Genomic DNA, 23,580 nt, shown 5'->3' with positions numbered 1-23,580 from the left:
AGGTCATCCTGCCAATGGTGCATTCATGGCGGATGGGTACCGACCCGCCGACGTGGTGCGAAAGGCGGGACTCGAACCCGCACGGGGGTTACCCGCTGGAACCTAAATCCAGGCTCAGGCCCCGCCGCTATTGGCTTTCCGCTAATCGGTGACGCCCTGAGTGACGTTCCAGGTGACGGGGTGCCGCGCCTGGTGACGGCGGATATATCAGGGGTTATAGACAGACGACCCCGTCCCCTTCGTTCTCATTAATAGAGAACTCCACACGTCACCCTTGGCCCGCGGCCGAGGGTTAGAGGCGGCTGGCCCCCTTCAGGGCGATCACCGCCCCGCCCCTCCGGCACGCATAAGCGCCTTCATCCGGTTGCTCCTCGTTTCCACCTCCGCTTCGGCGGGGGTGGCTTCATTTTGCCTAGTCCATTCCAAATCCGGGACGCATTCCTATTATGCAATCTTCCTCCCACCTCTATGAACGTCAGATCGAGCTGGAACGTGAATCCACCTCTCTTGGCATCGTCCGCTACGCGAAGGCTCAGGCCCGCGCCGACGAAGCCGACACCGGCCCCGGCCGCAGACTTGTGCTCGCCGCAGTCGCGGATACCGGTGCAGCCATCCGGGCCTTCGTGGCCGAGGCCGACACCGGCCGGCCTGGTAAGAGACACGGCGCGGTGAAGTGGCTCAAGGAAATGGACGCCGACGCTTGCGCCTACCTCACCGCCACCATCTGCGTGAACGCCCTGACCGGCAAGAAGGCCCACGTCACCGGCGTAGCCCGGTCGGTCGCCTCGGCGCTGGCCCAGGACATTAACTACAAGCTGCTCCGCGACTCCCATAAGGGCCTCTACCGGATCGTCCAGGAGCAGCTCAAGAAGTCCACCTCGGCTCACCACGCGACCGGCGTGATGAACCACACCCTCGTGAAGGCCAACGAGAAGGCCGCCGCCGATCGCGCGGCAGGTAAGGAAGACGCTAAGCCCGACCTGCCGATCCTCACTTTCGACGCGAAGACCGAAGTGACCCTCGGCATGAAGCTGATCGAGCTGTTCATCCAGGCGACCGGCCTGGCCGAGCTACATGACCTGCGCCAGAGCGCGAAGTCGCGCATGACGGTGCTCCGCGGCACGCCGAAGATCATGGAGTGGCTGGAGAAGGCGCACGAGAGCGCCTCGATGTTCCTGCCAGTGTGGCTCCCGATGCTCGTCCCGCCGCAGCCTTGGACCACCCCGACCGATGGCGGCTACCTGACGGACATTGGGGGTCGGGCAGACCTGGTGCGCACACGCAACCGCGCGTACAAGGCCGAGCTGGCTAACGCCGACATGCCCGAGGTCTACCGCGCCCTCAACCTGATCCAGGGCACCGCGTGGAAGATCAACAAGCCCGTGCTCGAAGTCATGCAGCAGGCCTGGGAAGCTGGGGGTCTCATTGGCGGTCTGCCCGACCGGGAGCTGGCCGCCCTGCCCGATCAGCCGGCGCTGCTGGTCGAGAATCCTGACTTCTACCGCGAGCACCACGCCGACGAGTTCAAGGCGTGGAAGCGTAGCCGAGCCGCCGTGTACGAGCAGAACGCCAGAAGCGTTTCCCAGCGCGTGGCCGCTGCTCAGAAGATCGAACTCGCGGTCAAGTTCAAGGACGAGGCGGCCATCTACTTCCCGCACAACCTCGACTTCCGCGGACGGTGCTACCCCATCCCGTCAATCCTGACGCCGCAGGGCGACGATCAGGCAAAGTCCCTGCTGACCTTCGCGAAGGGTGAAAGACTCGGCGCCGATGGCGTCTACTGGCTCAGCATCCACCTCGCGAACTGCTTCGGGGTCGATAAGGTGAGCTTTGAGGACCGCGTGGCTTGGGTTCTGGCAAACGAAGACGCCATTCTCGACTCGGCCATCAATCCGCTCGACGGTGAGCGCCTGTGGTGCAAAGCCGATTCGCCTTACTGCGCACTCGCTGCATGCTTCGAGTGGCTGGGCTATCGCATCAACGGCGAGGACCACGTGTCGCACTTGCCGGTCGCCCTCGACGGCTCCTGCAACGGCCTACAGAACTTCTCCGCAATGCTGCGGGACGAGGTCGGCGGCGCTGCGACGAACCTGATCGCACACCCCAAGCCGGCCGACATCTATACAGAGGTGCTGACCTTGGTCGCTGCCCGCGTGCAGGCGGACGCCGAGGCTGGCATCCCCGCTGCACTCGTGCTTGACGGCAGGCTGACCCGGAAGATCGTTAAGACCCCGGTGATGACGCTCCCCTACGGCGTCACGAAAGCCGGCATGCGCGCGCAGGTGCTCGATGCCGCGTCGAAGGAGGGAATCGAGCTTGACTGGGCCGCAGCTGAGTACCTCGCGGAGCTGCTGTGGAAGTGCATCGGCGACGTGGTGATCGCAGCACGGCACGCGATGGACTGGCTCAAGGCCGCCTCCAAAGTTGCATCCGCTGGCGATCTCCCGATCAGCTGGACCACCCCGGCCGGCTTCCCCGTGCTCCAGGAGTACCGGGAAGACAAGGGAAAGAGGCTCCAACTGCATGTCGGCGGGCGGGCTGTCGATATAACAGTGGTTATAGACGGTACAACCCTCGACCGCCGTCGCCAGGCCCTCGGTATCAGTCCGAACTTCGTCCACAGCTGCGACGCATCACACATGATGCTGACCGTGAATGTGGCAGCGGACAACGGGCTGGATAGCTTCGCGATGATCCACGACTCCTACGGTACGCACGCAGCGAACACTGGGATCATCGCAGCAGCGCTGAGGCACGCGTTCGTGCAGCAGTACGAGGCAGATGTCCTCGGCGCGTTCCGCGATGAGCTGGTCGCGCAACTCCCCGCGGACATCGCCGAAAAAATTCCGCCCCTCCCACCTGTCGGCAATTTGGACCTGGCCGGAGTTCACGAATCCAGGTACTTCTTTGCCTAATTCATCCCACATTTGCAACATGTTCCACAAAGGAAGCATATGACCATCAACTACAACAAGCAGCTCGGCACCTACGTCGCGCAGGACATCGTGGGCCAGGTCGTCGGCATCTACAGCCCGCAAGAGCACGGCGACATCGCCGGCTTCCGCAACGCGATGGCGCGGCTCAATCAGGAATGAGCATTCAGCCCCCGCGCAAGCCCGTCGCCCCGCCGTGGCCCACGCCGCGGCTGTGGCTCCCGCCCAACCGCTCGCCGGTTCCGCTCTATGCACGCTGAGCCGCGCCTGCGCCGCCACGTCCTGTACTCCCGCAGCGCGGAGGCCGCCTCGCAAGGGGCCTTCGCCGCCATCAACGGGATGCAGGACATCGAACACCCGGCCGATCAGCTGATCGGCTTGGCGTGTGCCTTCAAGTACACCGCGGATGCCTGCGGGCACGACCCGATCGACCTGATCGTTCTCGTCGAGCGCATGGAAGCCGACTGCCGGTTCCGCGAAGCCAACACCCTCTCGGCGGTCGCGAAGTACGCCGACAACGAGATCGCGGGGAAGCTGCAATGAGCTGCTACCTCGACACCCTGCACGCGATCCGCGAGTTCCAGCTGGAAACCACTGGCCGCGCGGACGCCGCAATCGAGGCACGCCTGATCGAGGCGGGCCACATCATCAATCCCCTCTATGAGTTCAACGATGACGCAGAAGAAGCAGGCACGTAAGCGTTACGTGTCGCCCAAGGGCACGGCCATCTGGCCGCGTCTGAACCAACCCGACACCAAGTTCGACGCCGACGGCGTTTACAGCGCCAAGCTGGCGTTCGACGGCGACGACGACGCCGCAAATAAGCTGATCGCCGACCTGACCGCCGTCCGGGAAGACGCGTTCAAGCAGTACCTCTCGGAGAACCCGAAGTTCAAGAAGGTCGCGAAGCAGGTGGACTTCTTCTCGGCCGAGTTGGACGACGACGGCGAAGAGACCGGCCGCACCCTCATGAACTTCAAGATGAAGGCCAAGGTCACCGCGAAGAAGACCGGCAAGGTCTACGTCATGAAGCCGACGATCCTCAACGCCAAGAAGGTGATCCTGAAGAATCCGCCGAACATCGGCGGCGGCAGCAAGCTCAAGGTCTCGTTCGAGGTCATGCCGTACTTCAACGCAAAGGACAAGGAATTCGGCCTGTCGCTGCGGCTCGTCGCGGTGCAAATCATCGAGCTGGTGGAATTCGGCGGTGGCGCAGCTGCGGCTAACGACTTCGACGACGAGGACGGCTTCGACGGCGGCGACGGCGCCGAAGAGTCCGGCGACGACAGCGACGACGACAGCGAGAGCGGTGACTCCGACGACGAAAGCGGCGATTACTGATTCGCCGTCCGGGGAGGCGCATCTTTGCGCCTCCCTGGTTTTCCCGATGGAGCCTCTGCCCGCCTCGCGACCGCGCGTGACGAAGTGGGGAACCTACATCGCAAAGCCGTACAAGGGCTGGCTCGCGGAAGCGGCCAAATACCTCAGCACAGTGTCCGCCCGCGTCCCGCCGGACCGCCACCTGCATGTGACCGTCGAGGTCGTCTGCACCCGCGCCCGCACCTCGAAGTTGTCCACCCCGAAAGGCGACATCGACAACTACGTTAAAGCGCCTCTCGACGCAATCACACACGCAAAGCTGTGGGAAGACGACAAGTGGGTCACCGATCTAGTTGCCCGCAAGCGCTTTGCTCGCCCCGGTGAGGCCGCACACACCGCCGTAATCATCAAGTCACTCTCCTGATGCGTCTTAAAAAGATGGCATCGGCCGAGCTGCTCTACGTGCTCGCCTCCATGACGCGGCCGACCCACGAGGTCACCGTAGCGGAGCTGGCGCGCATTCACCGTACGCAAGGCTTCTCGAAGATCGCAGTCCACTACGTCATCGAGCGCGACGGTTCCGTCCACACGGGACGCGCCTCGGACGAACCCGGCTGCTTGGCTCCTGGCTCAAACCACCGCGCATTGCAGGTGTGTCTGATCGGGGGTCTCAGCGAAGCCCTCGTTCCCGCCGACACATTCACTCCGCAGCAGCGATCCGCGCTCCGAGCATTGGAGAAATCCCTCCAGCTGCCCGTCGTGTTCGACCGCGCCTGCATCTGCCTCCAGGAATCCACATGAAAGTCTCCAAGCAAGCCGCGCTCGTCCGCAACCACCTGTTCTCCGAAGCTCACCTCACCAGCTGGCAGGCCGAGGGCGTCTACCGCATCCGGCGCCTGGCGTCGCGTATCAGCGAACTCAAGAACGCCGGCTACGAAATCGAGAAGGCCCGCTGCACGGACGCCACCGGCCAGCCGTACACGCGCTACTCGTTCACGAAGGCGCAGAAGCGCACCCGCCGGCCGCGGAACGCGCCGGTGCAGTCGCAGCGACGCTTCACCCTCGCCGAGCTGACCGTCGGCTACGCCGACTACGCAATGCAGCAGGACTTCTTCGACGAACGTGCGTTCGCGGAGAACGACGCCCAAGACTTCGCCCGCTACATGGAGAACCGCGCATGAACATTCCCAACGCAATGCGCCTGGCATTCGACGCCGCGTCGGCCAACACCCCGAAGAGCAGCCGCACCCGCCTCTACGCGATGGTGCGCTCCGCACTCAACCGCAAGATCGGCCTGACCCCGCACCGCTCGGGTTGGTCCGTGCTGCGTGGAGCACGGTGAGTCCCAGTTCGTAGCCAAAGAGCCGTGCCCGAAGTGTGGCTCGCGAGACAACCTCGCGCGCTATGACGACGGGCACGGCCATTGCTTCGGCTGCGGGCATCACGAGAAAGGCGACGGAACCTACTCGCCTTCTCCCTCAACCACCACGAGGCGCATGACAGACTTTGCAAGCGGTGAGGCACAGGCGCTCGGCGCACGTGCGCTCACCGAAGAGACCTGCCGGAAGTTCGGCTACTGGGTCGGAAAGAACAAGAACGACAAGACGTGTCAGATCGCGAACTACCGCCGTGACGGGCAGATCGTCGGCCAGAAGCTCCGCTTCAAGGACAAGAAGTTCACCTTCCTAGGCGACTCCAAGCAAGCCGGCCTGTTCGGCCAACACCTGTGGCAGCCGGGGCGCCGACTCGTCATCACCGAAGGCGAGATCGACTGCCTCTCGGTCGCCCAGGCGCTCAACCTCAAGTGGCCCGTGGTGTCCCTGCCGAACGGCGCACAGGGCGCGGTGCAGGCAATCAAGCGAGAGATCGAATGGGTCGAGGGCTTCGACGAAGTCGTCCTCATGTTCGACATGGACGAGCCCGGCCGTGAAGCCGCGGAAGCGGTCGCTGAAATCCTGACCCCGGGCAAAGCCCGGATCGCGCAGCTGCCGCTGAAAGACCCGAACGAGATGCTCGTCGCCGGCATGGAGAGCGCGATCGTGAGCTGCATCTACGAGGCGCAGACCGTGCGCCCCGATGGTGTGGTCACCTTCGGTTCGCTCAAGGACCGCGTGCTCGCCCCGGTACAGGTCGGCCTGCCGTGGCCCTGGCCGGAGCTGACGCGGCTGACGCATGGCCGACGCTACGGCGAGGTGTACGCGCTGGGCGCCGGCACCGGCGTAGGCAAGACGGACCTCTTCATGGAGGTGGTCGAGTTCACTGCGATCGACCTCAACGAGAAATGCGGTCTGTTCTACCTGGAGCAACCGCCGACGGAAACAGGCAAGCGCCTCGCGGGCAAGCATGCGAACCGCAGGTTCCATGTGCCGGACGCCGGATGGACGCAGGAGGAACTCTCGGAGACCTTCGACAAGATCGAGGCCACCGGCAACGTGTTCCTGTATGACCACTTCGGCTCGTCGGACTGGGAGGTGGTCAAGGCCAAGATGAAGCACATGGTGCTCGTCGAGGGCGTCAAGCACATCTTCCTAGACCACCTGACCGCGTTCGCCGCCGAGGCCGATGACGAAAAGAAGACGCTGGAGTCGATCACCGCCCAGATCGCGAAGTTCGCCCAGCAGTACAACGTCTGCTTCTACTTCATCTCGCACTTGGCTACACCTGAGGGCAAGCCTCACGAGGAAGGCGGTCGCGTCATGATTCGCCACTTCAAGGGCTCCCGTGCCATTGGCTTCTGGAGCCACTTCATGTTCGGCATGGAGCGTAACCAGCAGGCCGAAGACCTGGCCGAACGAAGTACCACCACGTTCCGCATCCTCAAGGATCGCTTCACCGGCCAGGCCACCGGCCACTGCCTGTATCTCCGCTACGTCTCCGAAACGGGACGCCTGGTGGAGTGCAGCGAACCCCAGTACGACGACAACGGCTTCGCCGATGAATCCGGCGGCACCGATTACTAGCCGCAGTCACGTCGGCTACATCCCCATCGACGCTCCCCTCGCCTTTGCTGCGAGCCTGGCGTTGCCCTACGAACTCCCCAAGACCCCGGCCGCCTGCGTTTCCCGCTTTGGGAAGCCAGGCCGCCGCGTGGTCGTCCATATCACACCCGAGGAATTACCCGAATGAGCAACCCCAAGATCGCCGCAACCATCGCCGCCGGCTTCCGCGCAATCCTGCTCTACATCCGCCCGGCCGAAAGCGTCGAGGCCATCGCCGCCCAGCTGCACGCGACCCACGGCCGCCTGCTGGACGCGCGCGAACGCTACAACGCCGAAGCCAAGGTGGCCGAAGAGAAAGCCGCGCAGATGATCCGCGCCGCCGTTAACAAGCGCAGCGAAGCCGGCCGCGCCCATCGCGTCGCTTCCCGCCTGAACGACCTGCTGTCGTGACCTTCCGGGCCTACGCCGCGGCGATCCTGGCGGTGCTTCCCAAGGGTGCTCGCGAGGTCTCGATCCTCGCGGGTGGCGCCCTTCGTGCCTACTACGATGGCACTCCGGTCAAGGACTACGACCTGTTCTTCCGCAACCACGGCCATTACCTGCGGGCCGTCAACGAGATGTCGGCAGCCGGCTTCACCCACCTCCGCAAGGTAGGTGGATCGGAGGGCTGGCTCTCACCGTGCGGGAAAGAGTTCAACCTGGTGTCGCTGGTCTACGGTGAGCCGCTCGATCACGTCGGGCGCTTCGACTTCCGATGCTGCCAGCTGGCCGCCTACTTCGTCGTGAACGCCGGCGGCATTCGCGGCGCCACCGAGCTGCGGACCGTCATGGCTAACCAAGCCCGCGTCGATTGCCGAAAGAAACGACTCAAGTTGCAGAACAACAACGGCACCGAGCGGACGGCGAAGCGCATTGAGCACTACGAGAACGACTACGGCTACAGCCTGGTCGGGATCAAGCTCACGCCGAACGCCCGCCCGCGCCGTATACGACGCTATGTCGCGCGCGTTCCGGTCTCCGGCACCGGGCACGAGTCGTAAATGATCGGAGGCTACGGCTTCGATTGTGAGACCGATGGCCTGCTCGACGAACTGACGAAGATTCACTGCATCCACCTCCGGCCGGTGGCCCTAGACGGTACATCGCTAGGGCCGCCGATCAAGGCGAACAACGTCAACGGTGACATAACTGTCGCCGAAGCCGTGGAGCTGCTACGCAACGCGGCGTTCGTAGTGGGTCACAACATCGTCGGGTTCGACATCCCCGCAATCGCAAAGGTATTCCCCGGTTTCCGCGTCAAGCGCGCCATCGACACCCTGCTCCTCTCCACCCTGATCTACCCGGACCTCCGTGATCGGGACTTCAACACCCTCAAGAAGAAGCCCGGGCGACTACCGGGTCAGATGGTGGGTCGGCACTCCCTTGAAGCCTGGGGTTACCGCCTGGGCGAGTGGAAGGGCGACTACTCGGAAATGATGAAGGCCAAGGGGCTCGACCCCTGGGCGGCCTGGAATCAGGACATGGACGACTACTGCGCACAAGACGTGGTGGTCACCATGCTGCTGTTCGCTCTCCTGATGTCTAAGGGATTGTCTGATGAGGCCATCGGCCTCGAACACGCGATTGCGCCGATCCTGACCAGGCAGACGCGCTACGGTTTTCTCTTCGATGCTGCCCGCGCAAACAAGCTGGAACGCGAGCTGCTGGAGAAACGAGCAGAGATCGCCAGTGCGCTGTCCAAGGTGTTCGCGCCGTGGGAAGAGCTTGGCGCTGAGAAGATCGCCAAGCGCAACGATAAGGTGCGGGGCCGCGTGAAGGGCGAGCCGTACCGGGTAGTCAAGAAGTACGTCTTCAACCCCGGCTCGCGCGACCACATCGCCAACCGACTCAAGACGCTCTACGGCTGGAAGCCCACGGTGTTCACACCGGAGGGCAAGCCGAAGATCGATGAAGAGGTGCTCAGCGAACTCAAGTTCCCGGAGATACCGCTGCTGCTGGAGTACCTCACGGTCGCCAAGCGGCTCAGCCAGTGCGCCACCCCGGCGCCGAAGCTGCTCAAGAACGGCGAGGCGAGCAAGGCAAAGCCCAAGAAGTCCGAAGCGTGGATCGACGCCGTCAGCAAGAAGGACGGGCGCATCCACGGCCGCGTGAATCAGAACGCCGCCGTCACCGGGCGCATGACCCACAGCGGCCCGAACATGGCCCAGGTCCCGAAGGTCCAACACTGCAAGAAGCGTGGCGTGCTCATGGGTCTGGAGGGCGGCTGGGGCTACGAGTGCCGCCAGCTGTTCACCGTGCCGAAGGGCAAGAAGCTAGTCGGCGCCGACGCGTCCGGGCTGGAGCTTCGCTGCCTCGCTCACTTCATGGCGCTTCACGACGGCGGCGCCTACGCACGCATCCTGCTCGAAGGCGACATCCACACCGTCAACATGGAGGCCGCGGGTCTACCGAACCGCGACGCGGCGAAGACCTTCATCTACGCCTTCCTGTACGGCGCGGGCGACGGGAAGATCGGCTCGATCATCGGCAAGGGCCGCAAGGCCGGCGGCATTCTCCGCAAGCAGTTCCTCGCGGGCCTGCCGGCGCTCCGCAAGCTCGTTGCCGGCGTCAAGAAGGCGGCGAAGAAAGGCTGGATCAAGGGCCTCGACGGCCGCCGGCTTCACATCCGGTCCGACCACGCAGCCCTCAACACGCTGCTGCAATCCGCAGGAGCCCTGGTGATGAAGAAGGCGCTGCACATCCTCGATACGCGCTTGCAGGAACTCGGGCTTGTCCCGGGCGTGAACTACGAGTTCGTGGCGAACGTTCACGACGAGTGGCAGATCGAGGTCGATGAAGAGTACGCCGAGCTGGTCGGCCGAACCGCAGTGGAATCCATCACCGCGGCCGGCGACTACTTCGGCTTCCGCTGTCCCTTGGCCGGCGAGTACAAGATCGGCAACAACTGGGCTGAAACCCACTGAGAAAGCAACGCAACACGAATCCCGCAGGCGTCCTTGTGCGCTCTGCGAAACGTCGGGCATTGAAACGCGGGCTTCCATTCGACCTCACCGTCGAGGACGTGGAAGTGCCGCGTTTCTGCCCTGCGCTAGGCATCCCCCTCTACCGAGCGGCGGGCGCCGCTGCGCAGGGGCCGAATTCTCCGACGCTGGATCGAATCAAGCCCGAACTGGGCTACGTGCGCGGCAACGTGCGCGTCATTTCTTCACGCGCGAACCAAATCAAATCCGATGCGACCCCTGCGGAACTTCTGCAAGTCGCCTGCTATTACCAGGAGAACTCATGAGAATCCCCAAACTGAGCGACTGCTGCGAGATCGATATCTTCGGCACGCACGCACGCGACCGACACTTCAGCGGTCCCGGCGTCGCCTTGCGAATCAGCGCCCGCATCAACGGTCAGGTGTACGCCGTGCATCAAGAGCTGCGCTCGGAGCTGCTCGACGACAACGGCTATGGCGAGCACATCATTCGCAGCCTCGAAAGCCGGATCGGCCGCGAGATCATTCGCGGCAATACGCCGGACGATCCGCAACGGCGCGTCGAGTACGTCATGGACTGCGCGCCGATCTTCAATGGCGAAGTGCGGGAAGTGAGGCGACCGCGGTGACCCCGCTCGCCCAGCTCAAGCTCGTCGCCTGCGCAGTGCTGCTCGCGGTCCTGGCGTACTTGATCTACGACTACACCACGCTTAGCAGCCGGAACGACAAGCTCGCCGAAGAGAACCGCGCGACCAAAGACCAGCTCGCCGACGTGTCCCGCCGCTTGGAGACCGTCTCCGAAGAGATGGTGACCCGCGCCGAGTTCGACGCCGGTGTCCGCAAGCGCCGAGCGCAAACCCAATCCCGAATCAACGAGGTCTCCAATGAAGCATCGCCTGCTGGCGATTATCTGCGCGAGCGTATTCCTGACGGCGTGCGTGAGGCATACCGCCAGTAATCCGTTCCTGCAACCGTGCGTGATCGAGGGCGACCACGCGTCGCTCGTCGAGGTCATGCTCGATCCCGTGTCCACCACGAAATCCATCATCAACTTCGCCGGCCAGGCCGAAGACGCGGTTACCCGGTGCAACGGCCAGCTGGAGAGCGCTCGTAAGCTCGAAGGCGGCAAGCCGTGATGCGCAACACGATCCCCGACGATCACCTGCTCCGCTTGTTTCTGGCCGACGCCAAGGCGCAGCTCAAAGCGAAGGCGCAGGCCGCAATCCTGGCCTCGGTGGCGGACGAGCTGGACAGCGCAGTAGACGGTGCGTTCCAAAGCCTTCAACTGCGCCTTGTGCAGTTCTACGAGATGGAAACGGGAAACACCGTTGTCAACTTGGTCATGCGCAAGGTGCAGCCGTGAGTGACCCCCATGACGGCTATTTCATGGATTTCCCGGAGCACCACATACGCGAAGAGCTGGCGCGGCTCCATCGCGAGTACCGGGAGCGTACCGACCCGCTGTTCCGCATGTTGGCTCGGCTGGAATCCTTTAAGCCCTACCGCTGGCACGTCGTCAACGCCGACTTCTCCCAGCTGGAACAGAGGGTCATCACGCACATGCACGATCAGCAGGTGAAACTGTGAGTCGCCGCGTAGTTCTTCTAGGCGCCGGGGACAGCCTCTACTTGTCCGCCGTGCAGCCTCCAGAAGGTCCGCCGGTAAAGGGCTTCGTAGAGAACGGCGCCTGGCAGTGGCGCTTGGTGGACGGCTTTGAGCAGGCCGAGACTCACGACGGCCGGTTCGTTCACCGTTGGCCCGCCGTCGAGCGCAAGGTCGTGGAGGTTCCGAAGGAACTGTTCAGCCGCAACTACAACGCTGTCATCGAGTGGGCTCGTGCCCAAGCGTAAGCCTCTCACGCTCCTGATCGATGCCGACGTATTCCGCCACCAGCTCGCCTACGGCAACACCAAGTCGATCGACTGGGACGACGACGGCGATGTGACGGAAATCCTCGACTACGACCGAGCGCGCGACGACCTGGACGGCGAGATCGACAACCTGGTGCGCAAGTTCAAGGCCACCGACTTCGTGCTCGCCCTGTCCTGCCCGGAGCACAACTTTCGCAAGGACGTGCTCAGCTCGTACAAGCAATCCCGGCACGAGAAGCCGCGGCCGACCTTGTGGCACTTCGTGGACGAATGCATCCGCGAGAAGTATCAGGACAAGGTGGTCATGCGCCATTCGCTCGAAGGCGATGACATCCTCGGCACACTCGCGACACATCCGGCACCTCGCCGCGCACCGAACGCTCGCATCGTGGTCTCGATCGACAAAGACCTTCGCACCATCCCGTGCCGCCTGTTCAATCCGCAGAAGCCCGACCTCGGAACTCTCACGATCTCCGAGCACGACGCAAACCTGTTCTGGATGAAGCAGACGCTCACCGGCGACAGCACCGACGGTTACACCGGTCTCCCCCGCTGCGGCCCCGTAAACGCCGATGCGGCGCTCATGCCGGTCCACGAGCAGTTCCGCGAAGCACCCGTCGAGGAACACCTGGCCGCCCTGTGGGCCGCCGTGGTGAAGACCTACGAGGCCAAGAAGCTCACGGCCGCCGACGCACTGACTCAAGCACGCCTCGCCCGCATCCTGCGGCACGGCGATCTCAACTACAAAACCAACGAGGTTCTCCTGTGGAAACCATCTTCGCTTTCCTGACGGTAGTCGCCGTCCTCGTCGCCGCCATCTACACCCTGGTGTGGTCGTTCCTGTGGTACGTGGTCATCGCCTCCCGTGGCGCTGCCGCGCCTCTCGTAGGTGCGACCCGCGCCCACGCCTACTGGGCGCCGTTCGCGGCCTGGTCGTGGCTGGCCGTGAGGTTCTTCGCATGAAGGCCCTGACCCTCAGCCCGAATCTGGCGCTCCTGCTCCGCGGCATCGCCGATCAGCCGACGCTGATCGACTCCAAGAACCCCGCCATTCCCACCGACGGCGGCCTGGCCTACGCCACGGGCGTCCGCGACGGCGAGGCCCAGCTGGCCCGCCGGTTGCTGCAAGCGGCCGTTAAGTGACCGAGGAGACAAACCCCTGAACATCATCGGAATCACCGGCCGTGCCCGCTCCGGCAAGGACACCCTGGCCGACTACCTGGTGGAGCACCACGGCTTCGCCAAGATCACCCTGGCTGGGCCGATCCGCAGCTTCGTTGCCGAGCTTACCGGCCTCACCATCGAGCAGTTGACCGACGGCCCGCTCAAGGAAGAGCCCCTTACCTGGCTCGGCGGCATCACCCCGCGCCGCATGATGCAAACCCTCGGCACCGAATGGGGACGCGAGATGATCGCGGACGAACTGTGGCTGATCATCGCGCAGCGCACCATCGAACGGGCCAAGCGGGACGGCAAATCCGGCGTAGTGGTCTCGGACGTGCGCTTCGACAACGAGGCCGAGTTCGTGCAGAGCCTCGGGGGGCGTGTGATCGAGCTGGTTCGCGACGAAGCCGTTGCGGTCAGCGAGCACGTCAGCGAGGCGGGCGTGAGCCGGCACCTGCTTAACGGCTCCCTCCGCAATGACGGCCCACGGCACCGCTTGGCGTACTTTGCCTCGCTGCTGGCGGCCTGAATAAAACAGTGGTTCTAGAGGGGAACCCGAAGGGTTCCCCATTCTAGTTACACCTAAGGAGAACCTTGGAATCCATTCCCTTCACGGCCGATGAGCTGATCGACCACCTGGCCGCGCAGTACCCCGAGGTCATCTACGACCCCGCCCAGGATCGAGACGAGTTCCTGCTGAAATCGGGGGAACGGCGCCTGGTTCTGTTTCTACTCAATCGTCGCCGGGTCGATCTCGAAGAATCCCGCGAGAGCCGCTACTGATGTGCAGCACCCCGAAGGCCAAGGCGACCCCTACGCCTGACCTGCTGATTACCCGTCGCGACGGCGAGGCCTCCAACCAGGCCGCCGCCAAGCGCAAGAAGGGCGACCTGCGGCTGGACCTCAACTCCCCGCAGCAGTACGCAGGACTGACCATCCCGCGTGGCTGAGTCGAAAGGCTTCGTTTCAGCGAAAGAACGCTACACCGATCTCAAACCCAAGCGCCAAGACGCCGAGTCGCGCGCCAAGCGCTGCGCGGCCATCACGATCCCGGCCCTCTACACCGATCCGCAGCAGAAGAAGTCCAGCCACGTCACGCCCGTCCAGGGCACCGGCGCCCGCTGTGTGAACGCCCAGGCGTCTCAGCTTCTGCTCGCCATGCTGCCCGTCGCGATCACCCCGTTCAAGATGGCGCCTGACCTGTCCGTCGCCCAAGACCTGATGGACGAGGCCGGCATTCAGAAGGGCGAGCTGGAGACGGCGCTGTCCGAGATCGAGCGGTCCGTCATGGACGAGATCGAGACCGAGGCGGCCGTCCGCGCCACCCTCGCCGAGGGTCTCAAGCACGCGGTCTACTGCGGCAACTTCACGCTCTACATCCCGGACACCGGTCCATCGAAGCTGTACCCGCTCACGTCCTACGTGGTCGATCGGGACGGCCTCGGAACGATCCTGGAGATGGTCACCCTCGACATGATCGCGCCCCAGGTTCTACCCGAGCCGGTGCGTAATCAGATCTTGCAGGGCGTATCGGAAACCGAGCGAATCAAGAAGCTCTCCGAAGACGTGGAGCTGTATACCCGCATCTACCGCGACGAGTCGAACGAGAACTGGCTCGTGTACCAGGAGGTCGAGGGCGTGATGATCCCCGACTCCGAAGGTCAATACCCCATCGACGCGTGCCCGTGGATCACCATGGCAGTCCCGCGGTCCCCCGGCGACGACTATGGTCGCGGCTTGATCGAGGACTTCCGCGGCGAATTCGAGACGCTCGAAGCGCTACGCAAGGCGATCCGTAAGGCCGCCGCCGCAGCCGCGAAGATCATCTGGATGCTCAAGCCGAACTCGACCCTCAAGGTCGAGCAGTTCACGAAGGCCGAATCCGGCGCCGTGGTCCGTGGCTCTCGTGGCGACATCGACGCGCTCACGCTCGACAAGTTCCAAGACCTCACGTTCGTCCGGCAGGAAGCTGCCGACACCGCGAAGGCGCTTGAGCTGGTCTTCGGCGTCGGCACCGCGATCCAGCGCAGCGGCGACCGCGTGACCAAGGAAGAGATTCAGTACCTCGCCCGCGTCCTCGAAGACAACCGAGCGGGCATCTACTCGGTCCTTGGCCCGGAGATTCTCGCGCCTATCGTGCGCCGCATCCTGGCCCGCAAGCAGAACGACGGTTCCGTCCCGCAGATGCCGAAGGGTCTCATCAAGCCGCGCATCACGGTGGGCACCGCAGCGCTTGGCCGCGGCCACGACTTCGAGAAGCTGGTGCGCTTCGGCGATACCGCCAAGGCCGTCCTGGGCGAGCAAGAGTTCAAGCGCCGTATCGACGCTGGCGAATGGCTGTCGCGCCTCGGCGCCGCAGCGGACATCTCGACGAAGGGCCTGGTGCTCGATCCCGAGACCGTTGAAGCGAACGATCAGAGCGCCGCAATGCAAGAAGCTGCTGTCCGCGCTGCGCCGAACATGGCGAACGCGATGGCAAACCAACTACCCACACCACAGGCCCCCGCATGACCGACAAGACCGAAAGCACCCCCGACGCCAAGCTCGAAACGCTGGTGAAGCCGACCAAGACCGCGAAGTCGGAATTGCCGGCCAACGTCATCAAGACCGAGCTGGCGCACGGCACCGTGCTGCTCAACGCCGTCGCCATCGAGCGTAACTGATGTCCACCGCCGACCCCGGAAGCACCCCGCCGAACGACGGCACCGCAGTACCCCCGGCCGACGGCGGCAACGCCGCTCCCGACTACGCCGGCTTCGCCAGCGTCGAAGAGCTGGTCGCAGCCCACAAGGCACTCAAGGCCCCGCCCGAGCCCTCGAAGAACGCCGACCTGGCGATCAAGCCGAAGGACGAAGCGGGCGACGCCGGTGTCAAGAGCGTGCTTACGGCCGCTGGCCTGAATCAGGACGACTTCACCAAAGAGTTCGCCGAGACCGGCGACCTGGGCAAGGAGTCCCGAGCGAAGCTGGAAAAGGCCGGGTTCGACTCCGCCACGGTGGACGTCTACCTCGACGGCCTCAAGGCCCGCCGCAGCTCCTACGAGGCCCAGCTGTACGAAGGCACCAAAGGCAAGGAGGGCTACGCCGCGTTGACCGCCTGGGCAAGCCAGAACCTCAGCGACGGCGACATCGACGCCTTCAACGCCACGATCAGCTCCGGCAACGCCGCGCAGGCGAAGCTGGCAGTCGCCGGCCTGGTCGCGCGAATGAACGCCGGCAAGGCCACGCTGCTCAACGGTAAGACCAGCTCCGCAGGCGGCGTCACGCCTTACGCCTCGCAAGCCGAAGTTCGCACCGCGGTCAACGATCCGCGCTACCGCACCGATCCGGCGTACCGCAAGGCACACGAAGCGCGCCTGATGGCGTCCACGTTCTAAACCACACCTGGGGCGCCGGCTACCACAGCGGCGCTCCGACCCAAACCCAAGACCTGCGAGACCGCGGGCACCCGCGTCAAACACCCCTTCTACTTCAAGAGAACTAAATGGCAGATTCCATCCCGTCGCGTCCCGGCCAGATCAACAAAGCGGGCGACGACTGGGCGTTGTTCATCAAGAATTACACCGCGGAGGTCGATGCGGCCTTCGTGGAAGCGTACAAGCTGGACGGTCGGATCATGGTCCGCTCCATCTCGTCGGGCAAGTCGGCCTCCTTCCCGGCCATCGGCACCATCGGCTCGCGTTACCACGTGCCGGGCACCGACATCCTGGGTCAGACCGTCGATCACAACGAGCGCATCCTGACGCTCGACCCGATGCTGATCTCGGACGCGTTCATCGCGAACATCGACGAGGCCATGAATCACTTCGACGTGCGCGGCGAGTACACCCGCCAGCAGGGCTACGAGCTGGCCCGCAAGCGCATGATGAACGAGCTGCGCTGCGCCATCCGTGCAGCCCGCATCACGACCTCCGTCGTGGAAGGCCAGCCGGGCGGTGCCGTCATCAAGAACACCACCATGGGCTCCAGCGCCACCGTCCTCGCCGGTGCATTCCGTGCCGCGCGCCAGGTGTTCGACGAGAAGAACCTCTCGGACAACCCGTCGGATTACACCGCCGCCCTGCGTCCGGCTCAGTATTACCTGCTGACCGAGAACAAGGACCTGATCGACAAGGACATCAACACCGACTCGAAGGGCAGCTACAACGACGCCGTGATCGCCTCGATCGCACGCCTGCCGATCGTCAAGATCAACTGCGTGCCGAACACCAACGAGACCGCGGACACCAGCGTGCTCTCGAAGTACCGCGCCGACTACTCGAACACCGTGGGCACCATCTTCCACCGTGCATCGGTCGGCACCCTCCAGCTGCTCGGCCTGTCGGTCGAGGACGTTTACCAGGGCAACAAGCAGGGCACCCTGATGCTGTCCAAGTACGCGCTGGGCCACGGCGAACTCCGCGCCGATGGCGCCATCGAGCTGTCGAAGGCCGCGTAACGCTCAGCCTGCTTCACCCCAAGGGTGCCTCCAATCTATCGGAGGCACCCTTTTTTTTTCCACTCACCTACGGACACTCATGGCACTCCCGATCGTTCTGACCACGGAACTCGATGCGGTAAACGAGATGCTGGGCGCTATCGGCGAAATGCCCGTGAGCAGCCTGGACACCGTCGGCAACACCGACGCGGCCATCGCCATCAAGACTCTTCACGGCATCTCCCGTGAGGTTCAGTCGAAAGGCTGGTGGTTCAACCAAGACGACAGCTACACCTTCACGCTCAACGCCGAGAACAAGGTTCCGCTGGTCGCACAGATCATTCGAGTCACGCCCCTCGGGCGCGGCACGGTGCGCATCACGCACCGCAACAACTTCCTCTACGACCTTAGCAATCGGACCGACGTGTTCGACCCTGAGTCGCCGCCGGTCGCGAAGGTCACATGGTTCTACGAGTACGAGCTGCTGCCGGAAACGGCGCGGCGGTACATCGCCATCCGTGCGGCGCGCATCTTCCAGAAGAACGTGCTTGGCAGCGAGGCGCAGGACCACTTTACCGAAGAGCACGAAAGCACGACCTACGCGCTCCTGGCATCGGAGCAGGACGACTTCGAGTTCGCTCAATGCCACAACTTCATCAACGACGACCCGGATACGTCCGCAATCGGAAATCGCAGCTAAGCAATGGCTTTGACCACTGGCCGCTACCCGTCGTTCCTGGGTGGCGCATCGCAACAGGACGATTCCGTCCGCAGTCCGAACCAACTCAGCGAAGCAATTAACACCTGGCTGCACACCGCACTCGGCACCGGCAAGCGTCCGCCGGCCGAGTTCGTCAAGGTGCTCGCCGACGACCTCGATCCGATGGCGCACTACCACTCCATTGTTCGCGACGCCTTCGAGCGCTACGTGGTGGTCATCGGTAACGGCACGATCCGGGTGTTCAACCACATGACCGGCTACGAGTACGACGTGGTGCCGACCGGCAACGCGCTCCAGTACCTCGCGACCTCGCTCCAGCCCTGGTCCGTCTTCAAGACGATGACGCTGGCCGACACGACCTTCATCGTGAACACCGAGCGAGTCGTCAAGATGGACACAGAACTCTCCCCCGGTGCACTGACGGGCTCCGTCCAGACCTTCACCGACCTCCCGAAGCCGACCGGCAGCATCCCCGAGCCGCCGGGCGTGATCTACGAGATCGTCGGCGCATCCGGCAACGACTTCGACAACTACTACGTGCAGCGCGCTGGCGCTGGCGTGTGGCTGGAGGTCGCCCGCCCGGGTATCCAGCACCGGTTCGACCGCAACACCATGCCGCATCTGCTCAAGCGTATCCCCGACCCGATACACGGCGACGGTTTCTACTTCTCCTTCGGTGCCCCCGAGTGGGAAGGGCGGCTGGCCGGCGACGCATCGACGAACATCCCTGCGTCCTTTGTGGGGGAGAAGATCGTTGACGTGTTCCACCACCGGAGCCGCGTTGGGTTCCTCTCGACCGAGAACTGCGCGCTGTCCGAGGTGGACCGTCCGTTCAACTTCTGGCGCACCTCGGTCACGCAGCTGCTCGACTCCGACCCGGTTGACTTCGCGGTCAACACCGACGGCGTCGCCTCACTGCGCCATGCGATCTCTTACGAGTCCTCGCTGATCCTTTTCGGCGACCGGGCCAACTTCCAGATGACCGCCGACCCGTTCCTGACGCCGAAGACGCCGAAGGTCGATCCGCTCGTGAACTACGAGTGCTCGCGGTACGTGAAGCCGGAGATGCTGGGCGATAGCCTGTACTTTGCGGCCGACACCGGTGCCTTCGCGACGCTCCGCGAATACTTCGTGGACGACGTGAGCATCACCGGCGACGCCGCCGACGTAACGAGCCATGTCCCCCGCTACATCCCCGGCCGCGTCCGCGCTATGGCCGGCGCTCCCGAAGCGGACGTGATCGTCCTCGCGCAAGAGAACGCACCGCACCAGCTGTATGCGTACTTCGTGCGCTGGGCTGGCACCGACAAGGTGCAGTCTGCCTGGTGCAAATGGGACATCGCCGGCGTCGGCCGGGTCGTCCACCTCAAGGTGATCGACGGCTACCTGTACGTGCTCGCCCGAAAGCTTGGGTCGTCCACCGGCGTCGAGATGCTGCGCATGTCGCTCAGCCTCGCTGCCGAGGACAGCGACTTCGCCGCCGACTACAGCTTCATGCTCGACCGCCTCACCGTCCAGCAGCCGACGCACTACCCCTTCGGCAACTACACCGACATCAACCTGCCATACGCCTTCGGATCACTCACGAACGTCGTGGTCGCCAAGACGGACGATTGGGCGGACGCGGGGTCGCTGGTCGATCTACAGGGCGCGACGCTCGCAGACGGCGGCATGACGCTCCGACTCCCCGGAAACGTCGCCGCGGGCCGCCTCGCGGTCGGCCTCAGCTACGTCACGCGGGCGGACCTCACCAGGCCGTACCTGCGGGACCGAAACAACGAAGCCATCACGGTCGGCCGCCTTCAGGTACGCGACATCACGGTCGCCTACAAGGACGCCGCCTACTTCGAGGTGGAGGTGGCGACCCGCGGGCGCTCGACCGACCCGCAGACCTACCTGGCGAGCCACGCCGGCCTGTTCACCGCGCGCACGCTCAACGACTCCACGTTCCGCCTCAACGCCCCGCTGTTCCACTCGGGCGAGCAGCGGTTCCCCGTGCAGTCCCGATCGGACCAGGTGCGCATCTCCCTAGTCAATCGCCTGCCCTACCAATGCTGGTGGCAGTCCGCGCAATACCGCGCCCTGTTCTCTTCCCGGAGCCAAGTGTGACCGAAGTAATGTATCGCTCGCCGACGACCGAAGATATCCAGTCGGTCGCGGATCGCATGCGGCTGTCCGATGTTCTCGAAGTAGCCGCCTCTCACGGTCACACGCCGTTCAACGCACTGTGCGCCGCGGTGTCCACCTCGACGTACTCGTTCACCGCCGTAATCGACGGCGTGCCCGAGGGCATCTTCGGCGTTGCCCATCACGGCGGCATGTCCGCCGCGGTGTGGATGCTGGGCACCGACGGCCTAACGAAAGACCCGAAGGTCTTCCAAGTGGAGACCTCGCGGATCATGGAGGGCTGGCTCGAACAGTTCGCCATCCTGCACAACTTCGTGGACGACGAGAACGAGGTTTCCAAGGCCTGGCTGGTAAAGGCCGGCTTCACGCTCGGCGAGCCCGTGCCCTACGGCGTCGCTCGCCTTCCGTTCCGCTACTTTTATCGGGTTGGCACCGGTGTGTGAGCCGGTAACCATCGCGACCGCCGCGGTCATGATCGCAGGCGCGGTCTACGCCAACAGCGAGCAGAAGAAGGCGACAAAGGATGCGCTCCAGGTCCAACAGGCCGAGATCGACGCATCCGCAGCGACGCAGAAGAACGAGCGCATGGAAGAGGCACGCGCCCTCCGCGCCACAGCCCGGGCCGCAGCAGCAGAGGCCGCCATCGGCGGGAACTCCGTGGATGCGATCAGCATCGACGTGATGGGCCAGGCCGGCCGCGACGTTGCCTTGATCGAGACCAATCGCCGTAACGGCTCCCTCGCCAGCTCGGCCGAGGCCAACGCTCGCATCCGCGGCGCCAACGCCGAGATGGTCCAGGGCATCGGCGGCGCAGCCACGACCGGCATGAGCGGCTATCAGAACTACATGATCCGACGTAAAGGGGCGACCGGGGGTTAAACCCCGGCGTCCTTCCCCTCACTTACCAGGAGACCGCGCATGGCGCGCTTCAAGAAGCAAGAGATCACGCGGCGCACCGTAACCGCGCAGCGGAACTCCGACGCGCCCAACCTGCGCGTGCAGGCCGACCTCGACTCATCCCGCGGACATTCCGCCATGGGCTCGGTCGCCGCTGACGTGTTCGGCCGTCTCGGTGCCGCTGCATCGCGCCTCCAGGCCGACCATGCGGTGCGTAAAGACGCCGAGGATCAGACCCAGGGCCAGAAGGATCGCACCGTCGAGTCCCTTGGTGGCACCGCGGCACAGCCGACGGAGTCGCTCGCGGACAAGACCGCCGGCTATCGCCGCGGCTACTACCTGACCGAGGCCGCAAACCGCATCCACACCACCAAGCTCGAACTCGCCAAGGCAACGGCCGGGCTGCGGCCTGGCGAGGACATCGCGCCGATTATGCAAGAGCGCATGACAGAGATGCTCAAGGCGCCCGAGTTCCAAGACCCGGCGATCCTCAAGGAGATGCAGCCCGCGATCCAGCGGATGCAGGAAGGGGTGGTCGAGTTCCGCCAAAAGACCGAGCTGGCGGAAATCTTCGACAGCCAGGCCGAGAACCTGCGCCAGATCGCCCGCGACGGCGTGCAGGACGGCTCGCTGCTGACGCCCGCCGGTGTCGATAGCTTCCGCGCCGCGCTCAACACAGAGGCATTTGCCTACCTCGACGACGATGATGCAGACGACATCCTGTCGAGCGCCTACATCGACCTGATCGAGACCGGGCAGATCGACCCGGAGAACGCGAAGGCCGCGCTCCAAAAGCCCATCGGTGCCGCCAAGGTCGCCCTGTGGGATCGGACCGGCTGGGGCGAGAAGTTCGAGACTGCCGTCGCGGCCGGCTCCACCGTCCGTGCCCGCAAGTACGAAGAGGCGCAGGCCGAGATGCTGTCCGGCATGGAGTACCAGCTTCAGGGGCGCGCCTCCAAGGGCCAGCTTGCGATCGGCGACATCAACGCCCTTGCCGACAAGGTCGGCATGCACGGCAAGGACCGCCTCGCCTTCGTGCGCCGCTGGATCGATCAGAACGACGCCGGCCTCAAGCACATGGAAACGGAAGCCCGCCGCGCCAAGGAACACAAACAGGTGATCGCGGCTATAAACGCAGGGAACGCCTTGTCGCTGACAGACTCGCAGCTGAGCAAGTCGGCCGAAAAGGAATGGGCCGCGGCGGTCACCGGCGGCGACCGAAAGGTGCAGCAGGCCGTGATCGAGCGCTACACCCGCGCTGGCATCGTCATCCCCCAGCTAAAGGACATGCTCGGCCGCACCACTTCGCGCAATCTGACCGCGAACTACAACCTTTACGCCGAGTTGGTGAAGATCGATCCGATCGCCGCCGACCGCTACCTGTCGGAGAGCAATGCAACGCTGTTCGCGCAGCACCACGACAACGTGTCGAAGTTCGGCATGACGCCGGAAGAGAGTATTCAAGCTCTGCCTACCGGCGCAACGAAAGGTCGCCGCGTGGACGTAGCGCGGGAGATCGGCCAAGCCACGGCGCAGTTCTATAAGGAACGGCCTACTTTGCCCAGCGGCGCGGCCCGTACTCGTGAGGTGAAGACGCAAATCGAGCAACGCGCAATACGCCTCGCTCTCGCCAATCCCAATGCATCGCCACTGGACAATCTGGCTGTGGCCGAACGCTTGGTGCTTGGCGATCTCATCGAAGTAAATGGCCGCATGGTGCCCCGCGGTGGCGCGCGACCGACGGCCCAGCCCGCAATTGACGCATTTGTGCGAGACGGGGCGCAGAGCTTGGCTACGGATGGGGTGATTCCAAAGGAACTCCAGGCCGGCGTGTACGCGTCGCCGCTGCCGAGCGCTCCGAACCGATTCGCGTTGATGCTGCCTAACGGCTATCCCGTAGTGAACCCGAAGACCGGCCGTCCGATCACTTTCGATCCGCTGGAAGTGGCCCAAGCTCGTGTCGAGTACGACTCCCAGCGCAAGGAAGCAGAAGTTCGCGCGTCCGCCAAGTTCAAGCAGCGGGTTGGCGCCGAGCGCGCCGGACTGACGCCCTGGTACGACGGCAAGCGCGGTCCGTCGCTGATGACCACTGATGAGGTCGAGGCATTTAACAACCGCACCAAGCCCATTACCGAGGACGGCAAGGACTTTCCGTCGTTCATGGACTTCCTACAAGAGCACCGCACTGCGCGGAAATCAAAAGGACAGTAATC

At 64.1% G+C, this 23,580-nt stretch carries 35 protein-coding genes; all 35 read left to right on the top strand.

Features of this window, described 5'->3' with window-relative positions; all coding sequences use genetic code 11:
* The first annotated feature begins 446 nt into the window (after positions 1 to 446).
* Positions 447 to 2,915, top strand: coding sequence for a DNA-directed RNA polymerase (locus ACKN61_RS09045; RefSeq protein ID WP_408953208.1), 2,469 nt, complete (start codon positions 447 to 449; stop codon positions 2,913 to 2,915).
* A 39-nt stretch (positions 2,916 to 2,954) separates the two neighbouring features.
* The gene (locus ACKN61_RS09040) at positions 2,955 to 3,095 is read left to right on the top strand and encodes a hypothetical protein (protein WP_408953207.1); all 141 of its coding nucleotides are present in this window, start codon (positions 2,955 to 2,957) and stop codon (positions 3,093 to 3,095) included.
* Positions 3,096 to 3,182: 87 nt separating this feature from the next.
* Complete coding sequence (locus ACKN61_RS09035; RefSeq protein WP_408953206.1) at positions 3,183 to 3,476, top strand: hypothetical protein; 294 nt, start codon at positions 3,183 to 3,185, stop codon at positions 3,474 to 3,476.
* The gene (locus tag ACKN61_RS09030) at positions 3,473 to 3,631 is read left to right on the top strand and encodes a hypothetical protein (protein ID WP_408953205.1); all 159 of its coding nucleotides are present in this window, start codon (positions 3,473 to 3,475) and stop codon (positions 3,629 to 3,631) included. The genes ACKN61_RS09035 and ACKN61_RS09030 overlap by 4 nt, the downstream gene beginning before the upstream one ends.
* Entirely contained in the window at positions 3,606 to 4,274 is a 669-nt protein-coding gene (locus tag ACKN61_RS09025) for a hypothetical protein (RefSeq protein ID WP_408953204.1), read from the top strand. Before ACKN61_RS09030 ends, ACKN61_RS09025 begins: the two co-directional genes overlap by 26 nt.
* Complete coding sequence (locus ACKN61_RS09020; protein WP_408953203.1) at positions 4,243 to 4,677, top strand: RusA family crossover junction endodeoxyribonuclease; 435 nt, start codon at positions 4,243 to 4,245, stop codon at positions 4,675 to 4,677. The genes ACKN61_RS09025 and ACKN61_RS09020 overlap by 32 nt, the downstream gene beginning before the upstream one ends.
* On the top strand, positions 4,677 to 5,054 hold the full coding sequence (locus tag ACKN61_RS09015; protein ID WP_408953202.1) for a hypothetical protein: 378 nt from the start codon (positions 4,677 to 4,679) through the stop codon (positions 5,052 to 5,054). The genes ACKN61_RS09020 and ACKN61_RS09015 overlap by 1 nt, the downstream gene beginning before the upstream one ends.
* Positions 5,051 to 5,434, top strand: a complete 384-nt coding sequence (locus tag ACKN61_RS09010) for a helix-turn-helix domain-containing protein (RefSeq protein WP_408953201.1) — start codon at positions 5,051 to 5,053, stop codon at positions 5,432 to 5,434. The genes ACKN61_RS09015 and ACKN61_RS09010 overlap by 4 nt, the downstream gene beginning before the upstream one ends.
* Positions 5,431 to 5,595 (top strand): hypothetical protein, encoded by a 165-nt coding sequence (locus ACKN61_RS09005; protein ID WP_408953200.1) that lies wholly within the window; start codon positions 5,431 to 5,433, stop codon positions 5,593 to 5,595. Before ACKN61_RS09010 ends, ACKN61_RS09005 begins: the two co-directional genes overlap by 4 nt.
* A 154-nt stretch (positions 5,596 to 5,749) precedes the next feature.
* Positions 5,750 to 7,213, top strand: coding sequence for a DnaB-like helicase C-terminal domain-containing protein (locus ACKN61_RS09000; protein ID WP_408953199.1), 1,464 nt, complete (start codon positions 5,750 to 5,752; stop codon positions 7,211 to 7,213).
* A gap of 162 nt (positions 7,214 to 7,375) precedes the next feature.
* Positions 7,376 to 7,642, top strand: coding sequence for a hypothetical protein (locus ACKN61_RS08995; protein ID WP_408953198.1), 267 nt, complete (start codon positions 7,376 to 7,378; stop codon positions 7,640 to 7,642).
* Positions 7,639 to 8,232, top strand: a complete 594-nt coding sequence (locus ACKN61_RS08990) for a hypothetical protein (protein ID WP_408953197.1) — start codon at positions 7,639 to 7,641, stop codon at positions 8,230 to 8,232. The genes ACKN61_RS08995 and ACKN61_RS08990 overlap by 4 nt, the downstream gene beginning before the upstream one ends.
* Complete coding sequence (locus ACKN61_RS08985) at positions 8,233 to 10,155, top strand: DNA polymerase (RefSeq protein ID WP_408953196.1); 1,923 nt, start codon at positions 8,233 to 8,235, stop codon at positions 10,153 to 10,155. It abuts the gene before it with no gap.
* 59 nt (positions 10,156 to 10,214) lie between these two features.
* Positions 10,215 to 10,478 (top strand): hypothetical protein, encoded by a 264-nt coding sequence (locus ACKN61_RS08980; RefSeq protein ID WP_408953195.1) that lies wholly within the window; start codon positions 10,215 to 10,217, stop codon positions 10,476 to 10,478.
* Positions 10,475 to 10,801, top strand: coding sequence for a hypothetical protein (locus ACKN61_RS08975; RefSeq protein WP_408953194.1), 327 nt, complete (start codon positions 10,475 to 10,477; stop codon positions 10,799 to 10,801). Before ACKN61_RS08980 ends, ACKN61_RS08975 begins: the two co-directional genes overlap by 4 nt.
* Positions 10,798 to 11,130, top strand: a complete 333-nt coding sequence (locus tag ACKN61_RS08970) for a hypothetical protein (RefSeq protein WP_408953193.1) — start codon at positions 10,798 to 10,800, stop codon at positions 11,128 to 11,130. Before ACKN61_RS08975 ends, ACKN61_RS08970 begins: the two co-directional genes overlap by 4 nt.
* Positions 11,057 to 11,308, top strand: a complete 252-nt coding sequence (locus tag ACKN61_RS08965; RefSeq protein ID WP_408953192.1) for a hypothetical protein — start codon at positions 11,057 to 11,059, stop codon at positions 11,306 to 11,308. The genes ACKN61_RS08970 and ACKN61_RS08965 overlap by 74 nt, the downstream gene beginning before the upstream one ends.
* Positions 11,308 to 11,535 (top strand): hypothetical protein, encoded by a 228-nt coding sequence (locus tag ACKN61_RS08960; protein WP_408953191.1) that lies wholly within the window; start codon positions 11,308 to 11,310, stop codon positions 11,533 to 11,535. The genes ACKN61_RS08965 and ACKN61_RS08960 overlap by 1 nt, the downstream gene beginning before the upstream one ends.
* Positions 11,532 to 11,759, top strand: coding sequence for a hypothetical protein (locus ACKN61_RS08955; RefSeq protein ID WP_408953190.1), 228 nt, complete (start codon positions 11,532 to 11,534; stop codon positions 11,757 to 11,759). The genes ACKN61_RS08960 and ACKN61_RS08955 overlap by 4 nt, the downstream gene beginning before the upstream one ends.
* Before the next feature lie 41 nt (positions 11,760 to 11,800).
* Positions 11,801 to 12,022 (top strand): hypothetical protein, encoded by a 222-nt coding sequence (locus ACKN61_RS08950; RefSeq protein ID WP_408953189.1) that lies wholly within the window; start codon positions 11,801 to 11,803, stop codon positions 12,020 to 12,022.
* Positions 12,009 to 12,833: a phage exonuclease gene (locus ACKN61_RS08945; protein ID WP_408953188.1), complete on the top strand. Its 825-nt coding sequence runs from the start codon at positions 12,009 to 12,011 to the stop codon at positions 12,831 to 12,833. Before ACKN61_RS08950 ends, ACKN61_RS08945 begins: the two co-directional genes overlap by 14 nt.
* Positions 12,809 to 13,006 (top strand): hypothetical protein, encoded by a 198-nt coding sequence (locus ACKN61_RS08940; RefSeq protein WP_408953187.1) that lies wholly within the window; start codon positions 12,809 to 12,811, stop codon positions 13,004 to 13,006. The genes ACKN61_RS08945 and ACKN61_RS08940 overlap by 25 nt, the downstream gene beginning before the upstream one ends.
* Positions 13,003 to 13,185: a hypothetical protein gene (locus ACKN61_RS08935; RefSeq protein ID WP_408953186.1), complete on the top strand. Its 183-nt coding sequence runs from the start codon at positions 13,003 to 13,005 to the stop codon at positions 13,183 to 13,185. Before ACKN61_RS08940 ends, ACKN61_RS08935 begins: the two co-directional genes overlap by 4 nt.
* A gap of 79 nt (positions 13,186 to 13,264) precedes the next feature.
* A complete protein-coding gene (locus ACKN61_RS08930) occupies positions 13,265 to 13,735 on the top strand; it encodes an adenylate kinase (protein WP_408953185.1) in 471 nt (156 codons plus the stop codon).
* A 65-nt stretch (positions 13,736 to 13,800) separates the two neighbouring features.
* Positions 13,801 to 13,989: a hypothetical protein gene (locus tag ACKN61_RS08925; protein WP_408953184.1), complete on the top strand. Its 189-nt coding sequence runs from the start codon at positions 13,801 to 13,803 to the stop codon at positions 13,987 to 13,989.
* Positions 13,989 to 14,156: a hypothetical protein gene (locus tag ACKN61_RS08920; RefSeq protein WP_408953183.1), complete on the top strand. Its 168-nt coding sequence runs from the start codon at positions 13,989 to 13,991 to the stop codon at positions 14,154 to 14,156. The genes ACKN61_RS08925 and ACKN61_RS08920 overlap by 1 nt, the downstream gene beginning before the upstream one ends.
* Entirely contained in the window at positions 14,149 to 15,717 is a 1,569-nt protein-coding gene (locus ACKN61_RS08915) for a portal protein (protein ID WP_408953182.1), read from the top strand. Before ACKN61_RS08920 ends, ACKN61_RS08915 begins: the two co-directional genes overlap by 8 nt.
* Positions 15,714 to 15,869, top strand: a complete 156-nt coding sequence (locus ACKN61_RS08910; protein WP_408953181.1) for a hypothetical protein — start codon at positions 15,714 to 15,716, stop codon at positions 15,867 to 15,869. Before ACKN61_RS08915 ends, ACKN61_RS08910 begins: the two co-directional genes overlap by 4 nt.
* On the top strand, positions 15,869 to 16,582 hold the full coding sequence (locus ACKN61_RS08905; protein ID WP_408953180.1) for a capsid assembly protein: 714 nt from the start codon (positions 15,869 to 15,871) through the stop codon (positions 16,580 to 16,582). Before ACKN61_RS08910 ends, ACKN61_RS08905 begins: the two co-directional genes overlap by 1 nt.
* A gap of 107 nt (positions 16,583 to 16,689) precedes the next feature.
* Positions 16,690 to 17,643 carry a hypothetical protein gene (locus ACKN61_RS08900; protein ID WP_408953179.1) on the top strand — a complete coding sequence of 318 codons (954 nt, stop codon included), beginning with the start codon at positions 16,690 to 16,692 and terminating at the stop codon, positions 17,641 to 17,643.
* 79 nt (positions 17,644 to 17,722) lie between these two features.
* The gene (locus ACKN61_RS08895; RefSeq protein ID WP_408953178.1) at positions 17,723 to 18,322 is read left to right on the top strand and encodes a hypothetical protein; all 600 of its coding nucleotides are present in this window, start codon (positions 17,723 to 17,725) and stop codon (positions 18,320 to 18,322) included.
* A gap of 3 nt (positions 18,323 to 18,325) precedes the next feature.
* On the top strand, positions 18,326 to 20,452 hold the full coding sequence (locus ACKN61_RS08890; RefSeq protein WP_408953177.1) for a hypothetical protein: 2,127 nt from the start codon (positions 18,326 to 18,328) through the stop codon (positions 20,450 to 20,452).
* Entirely contained in the window at positions 20,449 to 20,913 is a 465-nt protein-coding gene (locus ACKN61_RS08885) for a hypothetical protein (RefSeq protein WP_408953176.1), read from the top strand. Before ACKN61_RS08890 ends, ACKN61_RS08885 begins: the two co-directional genes overlap by 4 nt.
* A gap of 28 nt (positions 20,914 to 20,941) precedes the next feature.
* Entirely contained in the window at positions 20,942 to 21,349 is a 408-nt protein-coding gene (locus ACKN61_RS08880; protein WP_408953175.1) for a hypothetical protein, read from the top strand.
* 39 nt (positions 21,350 to 21,388) lie between these two features.
* Complete coding sequence (locus ACKN61_RS08875) at positions 21,389 to 23,578, top strand: hypothetical protein (protein WP_408953174.1); 2,190 nt, start codon at positions 21,389 to 21,391, stop codon at positions 23,576 to 23,578.
* Positions 23,579 to 23,580: the final 2 nt, after the last annotated feature.

The organism is Lysobacter sp. Hz25 (assembly GCF_046097045.1).
In the GTDB taxonomy this organism is placed as follows: Bacteria; Pseudomonadota; Gammaproteobacteria; order Xanthomonadales; family Xanthomonadaceae; genus Lysobacter; species Lysobacter antibioticus_B.
This window is presented reverse-complemented; position numbering and strand designations above follow the sequence as displayed.

Excerpts from the sequence above, each read along its gene's own strand:
- ACKN61_RS08910 (WP_408953181.1), top strand. The coding sequence starts at position 15,714 with ATGACCGACAAGACCGAAAGCACCCCCGACGCCAAGCTCGAAACGCTG.
- ACKN61_RS08900 (WP_408953179.1), top strand. The coding sequence starts at position 16,690 with ATGGCAGATTCCATCCCGTCGCGTCCCGGCCAGATCAACAAAGCGGGC.
- ACKN61_RS08920 (WP_408953183.1), top strand. The coding sequence starts at position 13,989 with ATGTGCAGCACCCCGAAGGCCAAGGCGACCCCTACGCCTGACCTGCTG.
- ACKN61_RS09010 (WP_408953201.1), top strand. The coding sequence starts at position 5,051 with ATGAAAGTCTCCAAGCAAGCCGCGCTCGTCCGCAACCACCTGTTCTCC.
- ACKN61_RS08935 (WP_408953186.1), top strand. The coding sequence starts at position 13,003 with ATGAAGGCCCTGACCCTCAGCCCGAATCTGGCGCTCCTGCTCCGCGGC.
- ACKN61_RS08880 (WP_408953175.1), top strand. The coding sequence starts at position 20,942 with ATGATCGCAGGCGCGGTCTACGCCAACAGCGAGCAGAAGAAGGCGACA.
- ACKN61_RS08975 (WP_408953194.1), top strand. The coding sequence starts at position 10,475 with ATGAGAATCCCCAAACTGAGCGACTGCTGCGAGATCGATATCTTCGGC.
- ACKN61_RS09035 (WP_408953206.1), top strand. The coding sequence starts at position 3,183 with ATGCACGCTGAGCCGCGCCTGCGCCGCCACGTCCTGTACTCCCGCAGC.
- ACKN61_RS09040 (WP_408953207.1), top strand. The coding sequence starts at position 2,955 with ATGACCATCAACTACAACAAGCAGCTCGGCACCTACGTCGCGCAGGAC.
- ACKN61_RS09005 (WP_408953200.1), top strand. The coding sequence starts at position 5,431 with ATGAACATTCCCAACGCAATGCGCCTGGCATTCGACGCCGCGTCGGCC.
- ACKN61_RS08895 (WP_408953178.1), top strand. The coding sequence starts at position 17,723 with ATGGCACTCCCGATCGTTCTGACCACGGAACTCGATGCGGTAAACGAG.
- ACKN61_RS09045 (WP_408953208.1), top strand. The coding sequence starts at position 447 with ATGCAATCTTCCTCCCACCTCTATGAACGTCAGATCGAGCTGGAACGT.
- ACKN61_RS08965 (WP_408953192.1), top strand. The coding sequence starts at position 11,057 with ATGAAGCATCGCCTGCTGGCGATTATCTGCGCGAGCGTATTCCTGACG.
- ACKN61_RS08960 (WP_408953191.1), top strand. The coding sequence starts at position 11,308 with ATGCGCAACACGATCCCCGACGATCACCTGCTCCGCTTGTTTCTGGCC.
- ACKN61_RS09000 (WP_408953199.1), top strand. The coding sequence starts at position 5,750 with ATGACAGACTTTGCAAGCGGTGAGGCACAGGCGCTCGGCGCACGTGCG.
- ACKN61_RS09025 (WP_408953204.1), top strand. The coding sequence starts at position 3,606 with ATGACGCAGAAGAAGCAGGCACGTAAGCGTTACGTGTCGCCCAAGGGC.
- ACKN61_RS08985 (WP_408953196.1), top strand. The coding sequence starts at position 8,233 with ATGATCGGAGGCTACGGCTTCGATTGTGAGACCGATGGCCTGCTCGAC.
- ACKN61_RS08995 (WP_408953198.1), top strand. The coding sequence starts at position 7,376 with ATGAGCAACCCCAAGATCGCCGCAACCATCGCCGCCGGCTTCCGCGCA.
- ACKN61_RS09030 (WP_408953205.1), top strand. The coding sequence starts at position 3,473 with ATGAGCTGCTACCTCGACACCCTGCACGCGATCCGCGAGTTCCAGCTG.
- ACKN61_RS09015 (WP_408953202.1), top strand. The coding sequence starts at position 4,677 with ATGCGTCTTAAAAAGATGGCATCGGCCGAGCTGCTCTACGTGCTCGCC.
- ACKN61_RS08875 (WP_408953174.1), top strand. The coding sequence starts at position 21,389 with ATGGCGCGCTTCAAGAAGCAAGAGATCACGCGGCGCACCGTAACCGCG.
- ACKN61_RS08890 (WP_408953177.1), top strand. The coding sequence starts at position 18,326 with ATGGCTTTGACCACTGGCCGCTACCCGTCGTTCCTGGGTGGCGCATCG.
- ACKN61_RS08905 (WP_408953180.1), top strand. The coding sequence starts at position 15,869 with ATGTCCACCGCCGACCCCGGAAGCACCCCGCCGAACGACGGCACCGCA.